The organism is Myceligenerans crystallogenes (assembly GCF_039529775.1).
GTDB classification, from domain to species: domain Bacteria; phylum Actinomycetota; class Actinomycetes; order Actinomycetales; family Cellulomonadaceae; genus Myceligenerans; species Myceligenerans crystallogenes.
This window is the reverse complement of record NZ_BAAANL010000009.1, coordinates 35,259-49,597: the sequence shown is the minus strand read 5'-3', so window position 1 is coordinate 49,597 and position 14,339 is coordinate 35,259. Positions and strand designations below refer to the sequence as shown.

The window sequence follows — 14,339 nt, the reverse complement described above, 5'->3', positions numbered from 1 at the left end:
AAATCGCATTGCGCCTGGTCACGAACGAACCCGTGGATCACACGCCCGAAGGGGGGCCATCGGGTGGGGACCAGCGGAGCGCGATGAGGCCGGTCGACAGCCCCACGACAACGATCTCGCCCCGGACATCGATCGCGTGGATCGGGTCAAGGACGTTGAGCGTGGCTAGTGAAGAACCGCTGGTCAAGTCCCACACCCGTACCGTGTGATCGTAGGAGCCCGTGATGGCGTGGGTCCCGTCGGGCGTGACCGCCACCGCCTCCACGGCGCCGGTGTGGCCGGTCAGGACGGCGAGTTCGGTACCGGTGGCCAGATCCCACACCCGCACCGTGCGATCCCAGGAACCGGTGATAGCCCCAGTCCCGTCGGGCGTGACCGCCACCGCCTGCACGCGGTCGGTATGGCCGGTCAGGACGGCACGTTCGGTACCAGTGGCCAAGTCCCAGACCCGCACCGTGCCATCATCTGAGCCGGTGATAGCGCAGGTGCCGTCGGGTGTGACCGCTACCGCATGCACCGAGCCGGTGTGGCCGGTCAGGACGTCGTGTTCATTGCCGGTGGTCAGGTCCCACACGCGTACAGTCTGGTCTCGGGAGCCGGTTATGGCGCGGGCGCCGTCGGGCGTGACCGCCACCGCGAGCACGCTCTGGGTGTGGCCGGTCAGGACCGCGGCCTCAAGACCGGTGGCCAGGTCCCACACCCGCACCGTGCGATCACCCGAGCCGGTGACCGCCCGGGTGCCGTCAAGCGCGACGGCCATCGCCTCCACGCTGTCGGTGTGGCCGGTCAGGACGGCGGCCTCAAGACCGGTGGCCAGGTCCCACACCCGCACCGTGCGATCACCCGAGCCGGTGACGACCCGGGCGCCGTCGAGCGTGACCGCCACCGCGAGCACCCAGCTGGTGTGGCCGGTCATGACGGCGTGTTCGGTACCGGTGGCCAGGCCCCACACCCGCACCATGTCATCGCCCGAGCCGGTGACGACCCGGGCGCCGTCGAGCGTGACCGCCACCGCGAGCACCCAGCTGGTGTGGCCGGTCATGACGGCGTGTTCGGTACCGGTGGTCAGGTCCCACACCCGCACCGTGCGATCGCTTGAGCCGGTGACGGCCCGAGTCCCATCGGACGTGACCGCCACCGCCCCGACGTCGTCCGTGTGGCCGGTCATGACGGCGTGTTCGGTACCGGTGGTCAGGTCCCACACCCGCACCGTGCGATCGCTTGAGCCGGTGACGGCCCGAGTCCCGTCGGACGTGACCGCCACCGCCCCGACGTCGTCCGTGTGGCCGGTCAGGACCGCGAGCTCAGTGCCAGTAGCTAGGTCCCACACCCGCACCGTGCGATCGTGGGAGCCGGTGACGACCCGGGTGCCGTCGGGCGTGACCGCCACCGCGTGCACCCAGCTGGTGTGGCCGGTCAGGACCGCGAGCTCAGTGCCAGTAGCTAGGTCCCACACCCGCACCGTGCGATCGTGGGAGCCGGTGACAGCCCGGGTGCCGTCGGGCGTGACCGCCACCGCGTGCACCCAGCTGGTGTGGCCGGTCAGGACCGCGAGCTCAGTGCCAGTGGCCAGGTCCCACACCCGCACCGTACTGTCGGTGGAGCCGGTGACGGCCCGGGTGCCGTCGGGCGTGACCGCCACCGCCCACACTAGGCTGGTGTGGCCGGTCAGGACCGCGAGCTCGGTACCGGTGGTCAGGTCCCACATGCGCACTGTGTCATCGGCCGACCCCGTGACCGCCCGGGTGCCGTCGGGCGTGACCGCCACTGCGGCCACGGGGCCCGTGTGGCCGGTCAGGACGGCTTGTAGGCCACTCGATTCTGTGAGATGGCCCCACAAGGCGTGAAGTGGGAAGTTCAAGGACTTAAGGTGTTGCCGGATGCGTTCGCGCACGTGCGGTGTCGAGTTGAGCGCGCTGACTGAGAACATCCCGGCTCGGTCGCGCGGTTCTTGCCCGGCGGCTCCAGGCGCCGTACCGATCAGGTGCCGGTAGGCGTTGGCTATGGGAGTGTTGATCCGGGCCAAGGCAGCATGCAGGCGGGGGAGGTCGGCGTGCAGGAGGTAGTCGATTCCGTCGAGTAGTTCCTCGACCTCGGTTACCTGACCTGCCGCGATCAGGTGCGCGCCCAGAGAACGCGCGAGATAGGCAGGAGCGTTGGCCCAGCCGGTGGCCGGCAGCGCCGCGCGTAGCGCGGCGGCGATTGCCTGCTGGTCAGGGCCGGTCAGGCCGTGCTCAGCCCGCTGGTCAAGGATCGTGTCGTTCAGCGCCTGGTGGAACAGCCGGAAGACCGCGGGGTTCCCGGCGTCTGCCGAAGTCTCGCCGTCGGAGCCATCAGAATCGCTGCTGGAGGTGATCAGCAGGTTCGCCGCCGCGGTGCGTGTGAAGGCGGTCAGCGCGGTCTCGTCGACGCTCTTGCCAGTCAGCGCTCGAATCAGTTCCTGCCACAGTTCGATCGGCAGCCCGGGCGCCTGGGCGTAGGCCAGCGGCACCAGGATGTCCCGGGCCGGCACGCCGTCAACGTCGGCGAGCCTGCCGACGAACTCATCGAGCACCTCGGCCAGACTCGTCCCACCCGTCAGGGCACCAGGCAGCACCGGGACCGTGTCATGCAGGCCGTGGTGCGTCGCCATCAACCCTGCCACCAGGAAGCTGCGCCCAGCCCGGTCCGCGATTGTCTCGGCCAGCCGCCGCGCGACGTGCTCGCGCTGGTAGGGCCCGTCCTCGCGGACCTGCAGGCAAGCGATCGCATTAGCGGTCACGTCTCGCCGGTCGAAGTACCGGTCCAGGTCCAGATCAATCTCGGTCCGCCTGCTGGACAACGCCGCAGGCAAACTTCCCCGGTCATCCTTGCGCCGCGTCCCCACGATCAGCTTGATACCTAACTGTGGATCGGCGTCCAGCATCGGCCGCAGCACTTGGCGAATCACCTCCCGTGGATCGTCCGCCTCATCGAGTGCATCGACCACGACGACGAACCGACGCCGCTTTCCCGACAGCCGTTGGTTCAGGATCTCTGGGAGCTGCGCGGCGGTCGTGCGGCCCGGCTCGCCGAGCTCGGCGCCGATCTCGGCGGCGACGTCGTCCGCCGTCGCACCCTTGGCATGAACCTCTGATGCGATGGAATGAAGCGGCGCCCGGACGCCTCTGTCGGATCGTGGAAGTTTCCGGCGCCATGCGGGATGCGAGGTCGTGATCACCCGTCCCAGGATCGCTGACTTCCCCGATCCCGGGTCACCGGTCACGACCAACAGCCGGGAGGCATCGCCGGAGGTGAGCCAGCCGTTGATCTCCTTCAGCGCGACCCGGCGGCCCTGGAACCAGTGACCCGACTGGGCGGCGTTCATTCGGCCGCGACTGCGCGGATCGAAGAACTCCTTGACGCCTCGCGTCGTATCCACGGAAGAGGACGCTGCACCCCACCGCGCATCGATCCACAACCCGACGACACGATCGACGACGTATCCGACGACCACACCCACCAGAAGAGCCACCAGGCGCAGCCACCCTGGCGCGGTATCAGGCAGCAGGACGTCCTTGAGCACATCGAGCAGGGCCGCCGCAGCCACGCCCGCGACCACGCCAAGTACCGCTCCGACCCGCCGTGACCTGCGGCTACGCCGACGAAACCATCGCGCCATGACGTCAACCTACCGAAAACAGTCAATTCTGGCGGGCGACGCGCCGTGACGCGTACCCTGCGGAGCGCGGCGGCGTGTACCCCTCCGAGCCACTGGCTCCTCCTGCGCTGATGACGCGCGCCGCCGGCCGACCAACGAAGCGCGCCAGACCCCGACGTCGGGGTGGGTGTTCACGGTCCGCACGCCGTCGGGCGGGCTGTACGCCTACTACCCGAACACCGCTGAGCAGGCGAGCTGGGTTTGTCTGCTTGCGAGGGTGGGGTTCCGGTCGGACGGCGGGTGCATCGTCGTGCCGCCGTTGGCCCTGCCGGAGAAGTCCTGAAGCTCAGCGCCGTGATGCTCGAACTCGTCGACGGCCATCCCGGACGAGCGCGAGACCTCGCCGCTGAAATCCTTGCCGAGCGAGGAGACGAATCACCGCCGGGAGGAACGGACCGCACATCGACGATCGCCCGGCGCCTACGTGAATGATCCCTGACGCCGGCCAAGCGCCCGCCGGCGTGGACCGTCCACGACGATCTCGGACTCACCAGCGTGTGCCACGATCGACGTCGGAATCGTCACCGGCTCGATGGCCTCCGTATCGCTGGGAGTGACGGGTTGGGCGCCGGGAACCAGGAGCGGCAGCTCGAACCAGCGCTCGTCATGACCGCGTCGTTGGATCGTGAAGTGGCGCCAGAGTCCGCGTCCTTCCGGGCCGGTCGTCTCGAACGTGAGCCCGGTGTTCAAGACGGCGCGCTCGACGTATTGCATGCGCAGACCGCGACCGGCGGGCAGCCCGCACAGCCGTCGCGGGGCCGGTCGTTCTCCGATCCGGCCCCACAGTTCGCAGGCCGCGAGCTCGACGGCCGAACCACGGCGCCGCACCCGGATGGCCGGTGCGGTCTCGACCAGCGCGAGGCCAGAGATCGCGACCTGGATCTGTTCGCGCAGGTCACCGATCTCCTGGGCGGTGCGGCGGGTCATGACCACGGGTACCTCACCTCCAGCACCCGGGCCAGCGCGCCGCCGTTGGCGTCGTCGTCGATCTGCCAGCGGCCCGTCGCATGTCCGCTGATCGGAAACGCGAACCCGGCCTCCACGACCGCGAGTTCGAGATCCAGCTGCGACACCCCGTCGACGTCGACGACCTCACGCACACTCCAGGCGTCTCGCGGGCCGCGCGCCCAGATCCGGTATGAGTCGACGAAGGCGTCCGGTTCTGCGACGGCGGCGTGGATCGCGACCCTGCCGCCCGGCACGAGCCACCTCTCCAGCGCGGTGGATAGCTTCTCGGCCAGTTCCGTGATCCGGGAAGCCTCATCGGAGCCCTTGGGTCCGGAGATCTGGGGCGCGTTCATCGTGCACCTGCCGTTGTCCGCGTCGGCAGCACCGGTGTGACGGTCTCGCTGGGAACGAGGGAGTCGAGGAACATCACGATGCCCTCCTGCTCGGCCGACCCGGTGAAGCAGTTCGCGACGTCGAGAACCTCCTGCGGGGCGCCCGTCATGGCGCATCCCCACCCCACGCTCCGGAGCAGTCCGCAGTCGTTCAAACCGTCACCGGCCGCTGCGGCGTCGACCAGGTTGATCCGCCACTCGTTGCACAGCCAGGCGGCCTCGGCGAACTTGGAGACACCGGGCGCGGTGATGTCGACATGGTTCGGGCCGTCGGCGTACGCGGTGAACCCGGCGCCCTCGATCCGCGGGACGAGGCCCGCGATACCCGGGGCGCGCACGGCCGCGCGGGTCACGTCGTATTCCCAGAGTTTCTTCTCTGGCACGGTCCGGACCCGGCCGGACAGGTGCTTGTTGTCGAGTGGGGAGTTCACTCGCCAGCCCTTGCCGAGGTCCTCGACCGCCATGATGACCTCGGGGTAGGTCGCCATCGCGACCATGAACGCGCCCAGCGGGTTGAACGGGCTGCGCCGCACGACGTGGACCGGGCGGAGCCTGCGGCCGGTGAGCTGGGCGGTGATCGCTCCGTTGTCTGCGATCACCCATCCGCCCTCGCGGGTGAGTTCGAGCTGCTCGGCGATCGGCACCACGTTGTGCAGCGGGCGACCCGTGGCCAGCACGACCTTGATCCCGCGCTCCCGGACCGCCCACACGGCGGCGCGGGTTCGCTCGGGGACGACGGCGGAACCCTTGCGAATGAGAGTGCCGTCGACGTCGAGGAAGACGATTCGGGTGGGGCGCTTGCTGGCGTAGCCCTGGGAGAAAGTCACCATGATCTTGCTCCTGTCGATGAGGTGGTCCGTCGGCCGTTCGGTCCGGCCTTGATTTCCACGGTCCACCCATACGAAGGAACTGACTGACACACTTGTGTGTCAGTGATCGTCTGCTCGGGACCTCGGGCTCGCCGGCACGATCGATGCGGGTAGCCCGCGCAGTCGGCTTGTCGCCGTTATGAACGAGGGCGGAGACGCTCGACTGTGATCTGGATCGTCGAGTGACGGTTGTCCTGGTGTGCCTGGGCGCGGGCTGCCCTGATCGGGCCATCGATGGTGATTCCGACGGCGCCGGGTTCGATTGCGACGCTGGTGACGTCGAACTGGCGGGCATAGCGCCCATAGACTGACAGTTCCTGCGCGAGCCCGGTGCCTCGGCCGCCACCCTCGCTGGTGTTCCAGTGCGTGTCGTTGATGTAACCGCCCGGTCCTCCCGAGCCGGCAACGGAGACGACGACGAGTGCGTCGCTTCCGACGTCGAGGCACGCCTGCCGGACCTCGTGGTACAGATCGATGATGCTGCCGTCGCGCCCCTGCGTCGCAAAAACGTCAAGGCCGAAGATATTGCGCTCGGGCGTTAGCGAGATCGTGGCTTCGTCGATGCCGTCGACGTGGGAAAGCTCTCCCATGAGACGCAGTCCCGCAGAGCGGGCGTCGTCGTCCTCGATGAGTTCCATCTCCATTCCGTCGATCCGGATCACTCCTCGCGCGTCGTTGAAGCCGTCGAAGTACGACTCAACGTCCGCGGCAAGTCCTGCGTACTCGCGGGCGGGGTCGGTCGAGGGCGCGAGTTCGATCGTGACGTCACTCTGTGAGTCGTGGTCGACGCCCACCACGGCCGGATCGTCACCGAAGTGCTCTTGCGCCTTCGCGGCCTCGTCGGCCACCCACTGCCCGCTGAAGGCTCGGGAGAGCTCATGGGCGAACCACGTTCCCAACAGGATCAGGACCACGAGAACGACGGCGACCCAGATCAGGCAGTTTCGTACGATCCGCCAGGTAGTAGTGGGGGCGGACGGCGTCGGCGGCATCATGCTCTCCTCGTGGTCGTGGGCGGGTTTTCAGTCGATGGGCTCGTGTTTGTACGTGACCCACGTCGACAGCGCGGAACCGTCCCGGGGGGCGCTGTTGACGACGAGGAGCAGGACCCCGGCAGCGCCGCCGATCGCGCGGTTGCGGTCAGCGTGGCGGCGGTGAGGACGAACAGGGTGATTATGGTGCCGGTGCGGGAGGTCGAGTTGGTCGCGGGCAGGAGGAGTCCGGTCGCTCGAGCCAGAAGCGCCAGCAGCATGACGACGGCGGGTGCGGTGATCCAGGCGACGAGGTCGGTGAAGACGCGTGCGAGTCCCGCCTGGAGGCCGAGCAGCGCGATCGCGCCTCCGGTGAGGGCGAGGAACGCGCGCATGCCCGACGACGTTCTCAGCGGTGGGGTGGGTCCGAATCGCACGACGACGTCGACCGCGTCGAAAAGCCTCGGAGGCAGGTCGGCGTCGTCGGGGAACCTGCTGCGGTCGCACACCGCGACGGCGTCGAAGCGGTCGTTCTCGGCGTCGGCGACCATGCGTGCGAATGCGTCGTAGCGCGATTTCGATTCCGCGGCCCGGCGGGCAGGATGGTCGGTGTAGACGGCCTCGACGGCGTACCCGTCGAGCTCCGCGAAGTCACGACAGATGACTTCTTGTAACCGCGGGGGCGTGTCCCGCCAGCGGCTGTGGACGGCGACGTAGATCGCGAGCCGGGGAGCGCGGCGGACGCTCTTGCCGGCGTTGGTCATGGCTTTCCCCCAGCGGGCACTGGGCGGCTGGGAACGTCGGTGGAGGAACGCATCATAAGGATGCCTGGCTCGGTTTCGACCGAGGGCGCGAGTTGCCAACCGTGGCGGCCGGCGACATTCAGAATGGCCAGTGTGCGGCGTTGCTTCGTCGGATGCTTGGTGACCCGTCCGATGGCGGCGGCGGTCGTGTCGTCGAATCCGACGACCTCGTACTCCCAGACGTGGCTCGTGGGCTGGTCCCAGTCGTCCACCGGTCCAGGAGCGGCGATTTTGATCGGGCGTACGGTGGCGTACTCGAACCTCACGGACATTCACGCGCTCCGATTCGTCTGCACCGGGGTGCGGCGGTGTCGCCTGCGCAGCCATGACCGGGGCGAGTTGGCCAGCATCGTCGAGACGATCGCAGCCCCGAGCATGAGGGCGACGTAGCCAAGGTTGATCAGGATCGGGAGGGCGACGTAGAGCCATCCGATCTCGATCACGCCCCCGAGTTTGAGCGTCAGCAGGACCACGCTCGCGCCCCACAGGAGGCTGCCGAACATCTGGTCGGCGAGGGAGGGCCGGGTATTGGGTGTCGTCATTGTCGTGGACTCCTTCATCGGACGAGCCGGAGCGGACAAGGCTCCGGACGGCGTCGTCCGGCCAATTGGGTTCTGGTTCGTCTCGGTGGCGGTACTACGAGTGCCGGGGTCGTTCGAAGGCAACCCAGGTAGATGCTGCGGAGGCGCCAGCCATCGCACTGGTCATGGCCAGGTTCAGGACTGCGGTGGCGCCGAACAAACCAGCGAGCATCGGTGGAAGCAGACCGCTCACCCGAGCCGCTCCGAACGCCGTCAAGATCAAGATCGCGGCAGTCAAGGTCACCAACGCGATGATGATGCCGGTACGAGTTGCAGACGTCGGCAGCCGCATGGTCTCGATGGCTCCGCGGGACAGCAGCGTCAGCAGCCCGACCGCTGCGAGCCCGACGTCCCAGCCGACGGGGCCGTTGAAGAGTTCCGTCAGACCGACCTGCAGATAGAGCAGCGTGATCGCGGCGCTGGCGATCATGACGACCAGCCGCTGGGCGGGCGAGGTCATCGGTGGAGGTGCGGGTCCGCATCTGACGATGACATCGACCGCGTCGAAAAGCCTGTGGCTCACGTCAGAGTTGTCGGGAATCCGGCTGGAGTCCGCAATCACGACGCCGTCGAAGCGGCCGTCCTCGGCGTCGGTGACCAGCCTCGCGAAGTCGTTGTGGCGCTGTTCGCCGTCGGGGCGATCGGTGTAGACGCCCACGACTTCGAATCCTTCGGTCCGCGCGAAGTGGCGGCAGACAGCCTCTTGCCGGTGCAAGGGAGTGTCGGGCCAGAAGTCATGTGCGGCAATGTAGATCGCGAACCGCGCGCGTTCTGGAGTTCTGGTCATGACGACCGTCGCGCTCGGGACGTCGGACGCGCGCCGACGACTGCGCCTCGAAGCGGGTGTGAATGGACCATGGTGTTCTTCGCTCTCATCAGCTGGTTCAACGGCCTGGTGCGTCGTCCCAGAGCAGGACGTGCAGGCGGGTGGTGACATGGAAGCCGCGTGCGATCGCGTCGTCGGCCCAGGCTCGGGGGCCGTCGACGACGTCGGCTGGTGTCGTCCCCTCGGGCATGCACCAGATCGACGTCAGGCCGTGCTCGTCGGCGAGCCGGGCGACATCATCAAGATCGTCCGGTTTCGTGATGACGAACTTGAACACGGCCCGGCCGGTCTGCTGGAGCGTGCGAAGGGCTGCAGGTTTGATTCGCTTCGACTCCGGGTCCGACGCACCGAAGACGCCGACCTTCGGCGAGACGTTGAACCAAGCGTGCGCCGCGAGCTCCGGCAGAGGCACGACGGTGCCGTTCGTCTCGATCTCGACACGTCGTCCGGCGTCGGACAACGCCTGGACGAGCGGGACGAGACGCCGCTGCTGGATGAAGGGCTCGCCGCCCGTGATGACTACCAGGTCGACCGGCTGCGCCAGCGCCCAGGAGACCAAGTCCGGTACGGGCATCGACGTGGTGCGGGCGTGGAGGTCGAATCGACTCGCGTCCCAGGTTTCCGGTGTGTCGCACCGCTTGCAGGTCAGGTTGCAGCGCATCAGCCTGACGAACACCGCCCGGCGCCCGAGAGATGGGCCTTCGCCCTGCACTGTCGGGCCGAAGACCTCGGCGACCTGGAGCTGGTCCGGGGTTGTGCCCGCGCCGGTGACGGTGCCGGCCGTCATCGCTTGCCCTCGGCCGTGGTGTCTGCGGGCGTTGGGACGGGCGTCGCGACCAGCGCCGCCGTGAGCGCATCGAGCAGCTCCGCCCTCGGGGCCGGATTACCGACTGGTGGGCGTCGGAGCGCGTCGATCTCCAGCTGTACGGCACGTATGCCATGGGTCTGGGCGAGCATGGTGATCCTGCGGGCGTTCCGCGCGGTGCGAGCGACGTCGACCAGTACCCGCAGGGTCTGATTGGCAGTGACTGAGCCGATGAACTCGTCGGGAACGTATCCGGTGGCCGTTCCGATCTCGATGTCGGGGCTGTCGGGCAGGTGTGCGGATCCGTGCAGGTCCACGAGGGTCCGCACACCGGGCAGGTCCAGGAGAACGGTCTTGGCCGGGTGGGTGAAGTCGTGGTTTCCGTCGCCGTCGGCCCCAAGGGTGACCAGCGCTGTGCAGCCGGTGATCTCGCTCAGCAGGATCGCGAGGCTGCCCGTGCCGCGGTCGGCCCACTTCTCCTTCCCGTCGCGCACGTGATTCGTACCGTGAACAGCGGTGACGACGACATCGGGCCGCCGGGAGCCGTGAATCACGAACACGCCTTCGACGGCCTTGCGGATCCTCGGGACCGCGGTGGTCAGCAGTTGCGATTCGCCGGAGTAGTACTCGGCGGCGAACGCCGTCTCGATCGCGTCCCAGCGCGCGATCAGACGCGCGCGAGAGGCCGCCGTCGGTGCTCCAGGGGCGTCGGTCGGCTGAATCTCCTCGGATTGTGGCGTCATCCTCACTCCTTCGTCTGGTGGTTCAACGAGATACCTGGCCAAGGGGGCCTCTGACCTTCTGACGCTGACGGCTGCGACACGTCGCGTGGCCGGCCTACTTCTTCGTGAGATCCGAGATCGGGATCGCGACCTTGCGCGGCCGGAAGCCAGGAACGACGATCACGGCCTCCCGTCCCGTCCAACCTCGACGGACGCTCTCGACAACCCCCTCAGTGCCACGTTCGATGTTCGACGGCCCGGTGACCTCCACCGCGTCGTCCTTCGAGATCTCGCCGCGCATCGTCGTATTCCTCGCTTCGTAGCTGGGCGCCGCACGTGGGCAGCGCAAGTCGGAGATGTGCCTCGTCAGCGCAGGCACACGGGCAACCCGGCGTGCCCGCTGGGAATGAAGCCGCGATCGGCAGGAATGGTCGCCGGGGCAACGGCGAAGGTGAGATCTGGGATGCGATCGAACAGTGCGGCAAGGCGACGTCCGCCACGTGCTTCTCGGGAAGCGCTCCCAGTGCGTCGTCGAGGGCATGGCGCAGTCCGGTTCAGCCGCCAGCTGCGAGGATCACGTGACCAGAGCGCTCCGCCCGGCACCTGGCCCAGCTCCACCAACCTGGTGCCGCTCATAGTGCGAATCCCTCCCTGACGACGGCGCACCGCGCCGAGGCATGCGTTTTTATCGGATACGACCTACTTGAGTAACTGAGATAAACGATGCCGTCGCGCCGTTAGCCCATGTGACACAGATCTGTGTCACCTCATTTCCTTGACACCGTCTCGGACCGGCGTCGGGACCGAAATCGTGCGTGTGCGGGTGACACAGTTCTGTGTCACCCGGCATCCAGGGGTGTCGAGGTCGCCCCGTACGCCTGAACAGGTGACCGCCGCCGCGGAAATCGCTGCGCTGTACCAGAAGGACAAGAACGCCGAGGTCCTTGAGCGGCTCCCGGCCGCACTGATGGAGGCCTTTGCGACACTTCACGCCTGCGAGGACGAGGACGAGCGCGAGGTTCTCGTCGGAGTTCTGTGCGGGCTGTTCTACGCGGCACACGCCGTGACCTACCAGACCGGCTACGAAGACCTGTCCGTCGTGGTAGAAGACCGCATCCAGTGGGCGGCCCGGCAATCGGCTGACCCGGTGGCACGCGGATTCGGCGACTGGGTGCGCACGACGTCGTTGATGCGGATGGCCGCGTACGACGCGGGCCTGCGGCTGCTCGGTGACGCGCTCACCACCGTTGACCCGGGGTCCGGCCAGGACACCCGCCGGCTTCGGATGACCGGGTCACTCCACCTGCGATCGGCAATCCTCGCAGCCAGGGCCCGACGACCCGACATCGCGACGGACCACGTCGATGAGGCCCGGCATGTCGCCACCCAGGTGGACACGGACACGGACAACAACTGACACGACCTTGCGTTCGGGCCGTCAAACGTGGCGATTCATGCCGTCGCCGCCGCGGTCGAAGCCGCCGATGGGCCGAGCGCGCTGACGCTCGCCGCGGAGACTCACGTCCCAGCCGAGGTCACCCGGCGCATGCCGATCCGCACCGCTCACCACCACATGGACCTCGCACGAGCCCAGCTCTGGGAGAACCAGCACGCCGAGTCCCTGTCGAGCCTGATCCGCGCGAAGGAACTCGCTCCCCAGCAGACCCGCCACCATCCGACCGCTCACGAGGTCACCAGAATGCTCGTGCGCACCCACCGGCGGGCGGACTTGCCGCTGGCGCGATTCTCGAACTGGATCGGCGCCGTTTAGCGGCGGCGCCAGCAGCAGTCAGCAAGACCTTGAGAGCGTCCTATTCCCGCGTTGTGTCCATATCGACTCATCTGCTGAACCGCGCCAGCGCCTCAATTCGCCCGACGATGGGCGCGCACGAGGATGCGTAGCCCTTCGCGGGTGGTTGGATGGTGCCGCGTCTGCTGGGGCGCGAGTTACCGTCCTGGCGAGCCTCGCTGTGCCGAGCCCGTTGTGGCTGCCCGGGGTCTTCGGGTGTGCCGGCTCAACGCTCTTCACCTACGCGGTGGCCAAACTGTACTTCGGTCGTCACACCACGAGGTGACTGCCGGGCGCGACGCCTGGACAGCTTGGCAACGCTCGCCTCCAGCGGGTACAGCCGCGACAGCGCCTGCGCCGCGGGCAGTTCCAATCGGGCCTGGGAATGACGTCCTGCTGGCTGATCTGGGAGGATGCAGGAGGCGATTCGTCGAGGTCGGCTGGCCTCCCGCCCGATCGCTGTAATCCGTCGGACAGATCTGGAGATCAGGCATGGTTGTTGCCCTGTTCAACACGCTGAGCAGGCGTGTGGAGCCGCTCGAACCGATGACGCCCGGAGTGGTGCGGATGTTCGTGTGTGGTCCCACGGTGTACGACCTGGCTCATGTGGGGCACGCCAAGACGTACACGCAGTTCGATTTCCTGGCCCGGTTCCTGCGGCTACGCGGGTACGAGGTGACGTACGCGCAGAACATTACCGACATCGACGACAAGATCATCCGTCGCGCCGGTGAGGTGGGCCGTGACCCGCGTGAGTTGGCTGCGGAGTTCGAGGAGGCGTACCGGCAGGACATGGCCGCGCTCGGGAACACGCAGGTCGATGTGTGGGCGCGAGCGCACGACTACATCGACGAGATCGTCGCGCAGGTCCAGGCGCTGGTCGAGCGGGGGCACGCCTACCAGCTGGACGACGGCTGGTACTTTGACCTGTCCACGTTTCCCGGGTACGGGAAGCTGTCGGGCCGTACGGAGGTGGCCGAGGAGGACTCGGTGGCGCGGATCGACGAGAACGACGCCAAGCGCAACCCGGGTGACTTCGCGTTGTGGAAGGCCCGCAAGCCAGGAGACCCTTACTGGGACACACCGCTGGGTCCGGGACGCCCCGGCTGGCACATCGAGGACACGGCGATCACCGAGAGGATCTTCGGGCCGCAGTACGACCTGCACGGTGGGGCGGTCGATCTGATCTTCCCGCATCACGAGGCCGAGATCGCGCAGATGGAGGCGGCCTCGGGCCTGGAGCCGCTGGTACGGCACTGGCTGCACACCGGTCTGCTGCGGGTGGACGGGTCGAAGATGTCCAAGAGTTCGGGCAACTTCCTGACGCTGCGCGACGCGCTGGCGATGAGCGATTACCGCACGCTGCGGTACGCCTTCCTGTCGCAGCACTACCGGTCCTCGATGGAGCTGTCGGGCACGGTTCTGGATCAGGCTCGAGGCGCGCGCCGCCGGGTGGAGAACTTCGCCAGGCTCGTCGACCGGTCCGTGAACGACACTCCGGCCGCCGTCGAGGCTGCCCAGGCGGCGTGGGCGGCGATGCTGGAGCGACTCGACGACGACGTGGACACACCAGCGGCGCTCGCGGTGCTGTTCGGGTACATCCGCGAGCAGAACCGCGCCGACGAGCCCGCCGGGCCCGCAGCGTGGGACCTGCTGACGCGGGTGAACGAACTGTTCGACATGTTCGACCTCGCCGACCGCTCGGTCGACGACGCGGAGATCGACGCGGAGCTCGCCCGCCGTTCCGAACTACGCAAAGCGCGTGACTTCGCCGGCGCCGACCAGATCCGTGACGCGCTGGCCGCCCGCGGCATCGTCATCAAGGATACCGCCGACGGGACACGCTGGTGGCTTGCCGACGACACCCCGCAGGGCACCCGTGCCGTAGGGTCGGCGGCCGTTGAGGCCGGCCGCTGACGTCGTGAGACGAAGGGCGGCCCCCAGGATGACACCT

The 14,339-nt window shown here is 67.9% G+C and carries 15 protein-coding genes; 3 read left to right on the top strand and 12 right to left on the bottom strand.

From position 1 onward, the window contains the following. Window positions 1–37: 37 nt before the first annotated feature. The 12 genes from ABD208_RS18580 to ABD208_RS18525 all read right to left on the bottom strand — a co-directional run bounded on the left by ABD208_RS18580 (window position 38) and on the right by ABD208_RS18525 (window position 10,897). Window positions 38–3,580: a P-loop domain-containing protein gene (locus ABD208_RS18580; RefSeq protein ID WP_344105893.1), complete on the bottom strand. Its 3,543-nt coding sequence runs from the start codon at window positions 3,578–3,580 to the stop codon at window positions 38–40. A gap of 519 nt (window positions 3,581–4,099) precedes the next feature. Then, window positions 4,100–4,606, bottom strand: coding sequence for a hypothetical protein (locus ABD208_RS18575; protein WP_344105890.1), 507 nt, complete (start codon window positions 4,604–4,606; stop codon window positions 4,100–4,102). After that, entirely contained in the window at window positions 4,603–4,980 is a 378-nt protein-coding gene (locus ABD208_RS18570) for a hypothetical protein (RefSeq protein WP_344105888.1), read from the bottom strand. The genes ABD208_RS18575 and ABD208_RS18570 overlap by 4 nt, the downstream gene beginning before the upstream one ends. Beyond that, window positions 4,977–5,849 carry an HAD family hydrolase gene (locus tag ABD208_RS18565; protein ID WP_344105885.1) on the bottom strand — a complete coding sequence of 291 codons (873 nt, stop codon included), beginning with the start codon at window positions 5,847–5,849 and terminating at the stop codon, window positions 4,977–4,979. The genes ABD208_RS18570 and ABD208_RS18565 overlap by 4 nt, the downstream gene beginning before the upstream one ends. A 176-nt stretch (window positions 5,850–6,025) precedes the next feature. Further along, window positions 6,026–6,880: a hypothetical protein gene (locus ABD208_RS18560; RefSeq protein WP_344105883.1), complete on the bottom strand. Its 855-nt coding sequence runs from the start codon at window positions 6,878–6,880 to the stop codon at window positions 6,026–6,028. Next, entirely contained in the window at window positions 6,880–7,623 is a 744-nt protein-coding gene (locus tag ABD208_RS18555) for a recombinase family protein (protein WP_344105880.1), read from the bottom strand. The genes ABD208_RS18560 and ABD208_RS18555 overlap by 1 nt, the downstream gene beginning before the upstream one ends. Continuing rightward, entirely contained in the window at window positions 7,620–7,928 is a 309-nt protein-coding gene (locus ABD208_RS18550) for a hypothetical protein (protein ID WP_344105879.1), read from the bottom strand. The genes ABD208_RS18555 and ABD208_RS18550 overlap by 4 nt, the downstream gene beginning before the upstream one ends. 6 nt (window positions 7,929–7,934) lie before the next feature. Further along, complete coding sequence (locus ABD208_RS18545; RefSeq protein WP_344105878.1) at window positions 7,935–8,204, bottom strand: hypothetical protein; 270 nt, start codon at window positions 8,202–8,204, stop codon at window positions 7,935–7,937. 94 nt (window positions 8,205–8,298) lie between these two features. Beyond that, entirely contained in the window at window positions 8,299–8,901 is a 603-nt protein-coding gene (locus tag ABD208_RS18540; RefSeq protein ID WP_344105876.1) for a hypothetical protein, read from the bottom strand. A 226-nt stretch (window positions 8,902–9,127) separates the two neighbouring features. Then, entirely contained in the window at window positions 9,128–9,856 is a 729-nt protein-coding gene (locus ABD208_RS18535; protein WP_344105874.1) for a 7-carboxy-7-deazaguanine synthase QueE, read from the bottom strand. Continuing rightward, window positions 9,853–10,617: a hypothetical protein gene (locus ABD208_RS18530; RefSeq protein WP_344105872.1), complete on the bottom strand. Its 765-nt coding sequence runs from the start codon at window positions 10,615–10,617 to the stop codon at window positions 9,853–9,855. The genes ABD208_RS18535 and ABD208_RS18530 overlap by 4 nt, the downstream gene beginning before the upstream one ends. Window positions 10,618–10,711: 94 nt before the next feature. Beyond that, a complete protein-coding gene (locus tag ABD208_RS18525) occupies window positions 10,712–10,897 on the bottom strand; it encodes a hypothetical protein (protein WP_344105870.1) in 186 nt (61 codons plus the stop codon). 585 nt (window positions 10,898–11,482) lie between these two features. Here ABD208_RS18525 and ABD208_RS18520 point away from each other — a divergent pair. From ABD208_RS18520 to cysS, 3 genes are all read left to right on the top strand, one after another. Beyond that, complete coding sequence (locus tag ABD208_RS18520; RefSeq protein ID WP_344105867.1) at window positions 11,483–12,013, top strand: hypothetical protein; 531 nt, start codon at window positions 11,483–11,485, stop codon at window positions 12,011–12,013. 27 nt (window positions 12,014–12,040) lie between these two features. After that, window positions 12,041–12,367 carry a hypothetical protein gene (locus tag ABD208_RS18515; RefSeq protein WP_344105865.1) on the top strand — a complete coding sequence of 109 codons (327 nt, stop codon included), beginning with the start codon at window positions 12,041–12,043 and terminating at the stop codon, window positions 12,365–12,367. A 510-nt stretch (window positions 12,368–12,877) separates the two neighbouring features. Continuing rightward, entirely contained in the window at window positions 12,878–14,302 is a 1,425-nt protein-coding gene (cysS, locus tag ABD208_RS18510) for a cysteine--tRNA ligase (RefSeq protein ID WP_344105862.1), read from the top strand. Window positions 14,303–14,339 lie beyond the last annotated feature (37 nt).

Bases quoted from the DNA above. Each gene is read 5' to 3' on its own strand.
- ABD208_RS18570 (WP_344105888.1), bottom strand. From the start codon at position 4,980: ATGAACGCGCCCCAGATCTCCGGACCCAAGGGCTCCGATGAGGCTTCC.
- ABD208_RS18560 (WP_344105883.1), bottom strand. From the start codon at position 6,880: ATGCCGCCGACGCCGTCCGCCCCCACTACTACCTGGCGGATCGTACGA.
- cysS (WP_344105862.1), top strand. From the start codon at position 12,878: ATGGTTGTTGCCCTGTTCAACACGCTGAGCAGGCGTGTGGAGCCGCTC.
- ABD208_RS18565 (WP_344105885.1), bottom strand. From the start codon at position 5,849: ATGGTGACTTTCTCCCAGGGCTACGCCAGCAAGCGCCCCACCCGAATC.
- ABD208_RS18530 (WP_344105872.1), bottom strand. From the start codon at position 10,617: ATGACGCCACAATCCGAGGAGATTCAGCCGACCGACGCCCCTGGAGCA.
- ABD208_RS18555 (WP_344105880.1), bottom strand. From the start codon at position 7,623: ATGACCAACGCCGGCAAGAGCGTCCGCCGCGCTCCCCGGCTCGCGATC.
- ABD208_RS18575 (WP_344105890.1), bottom strand. From the start codon at position 4,606: ATGACCCGCCGCACCGCCCAGGAGATCGGTGACCTGCGCGAACAGATC.
- ABD208_RS18535 (WP_344105874.1), bottom strand. From the start codon at position 9,856: ATGACGGCCGGCACCGTCACCGGCGCGGGCACAACCCCGGACCAGCTC.
- ABD208_RS18525 (WP_344105870.1), bottom strand. From the start codon at position 10,897: ATGCGCGGCGAGATCTCGAAGGACGACGCGGTGGAGGTCACCGGGCCG.
- ABD208_RS18545 (WP_344105878.1), bottom strand. From the start codon at position 8,204: ATGACGACACCCAATACCCGGCCCTCCCTCGCCGACCAGATGTTCGGC.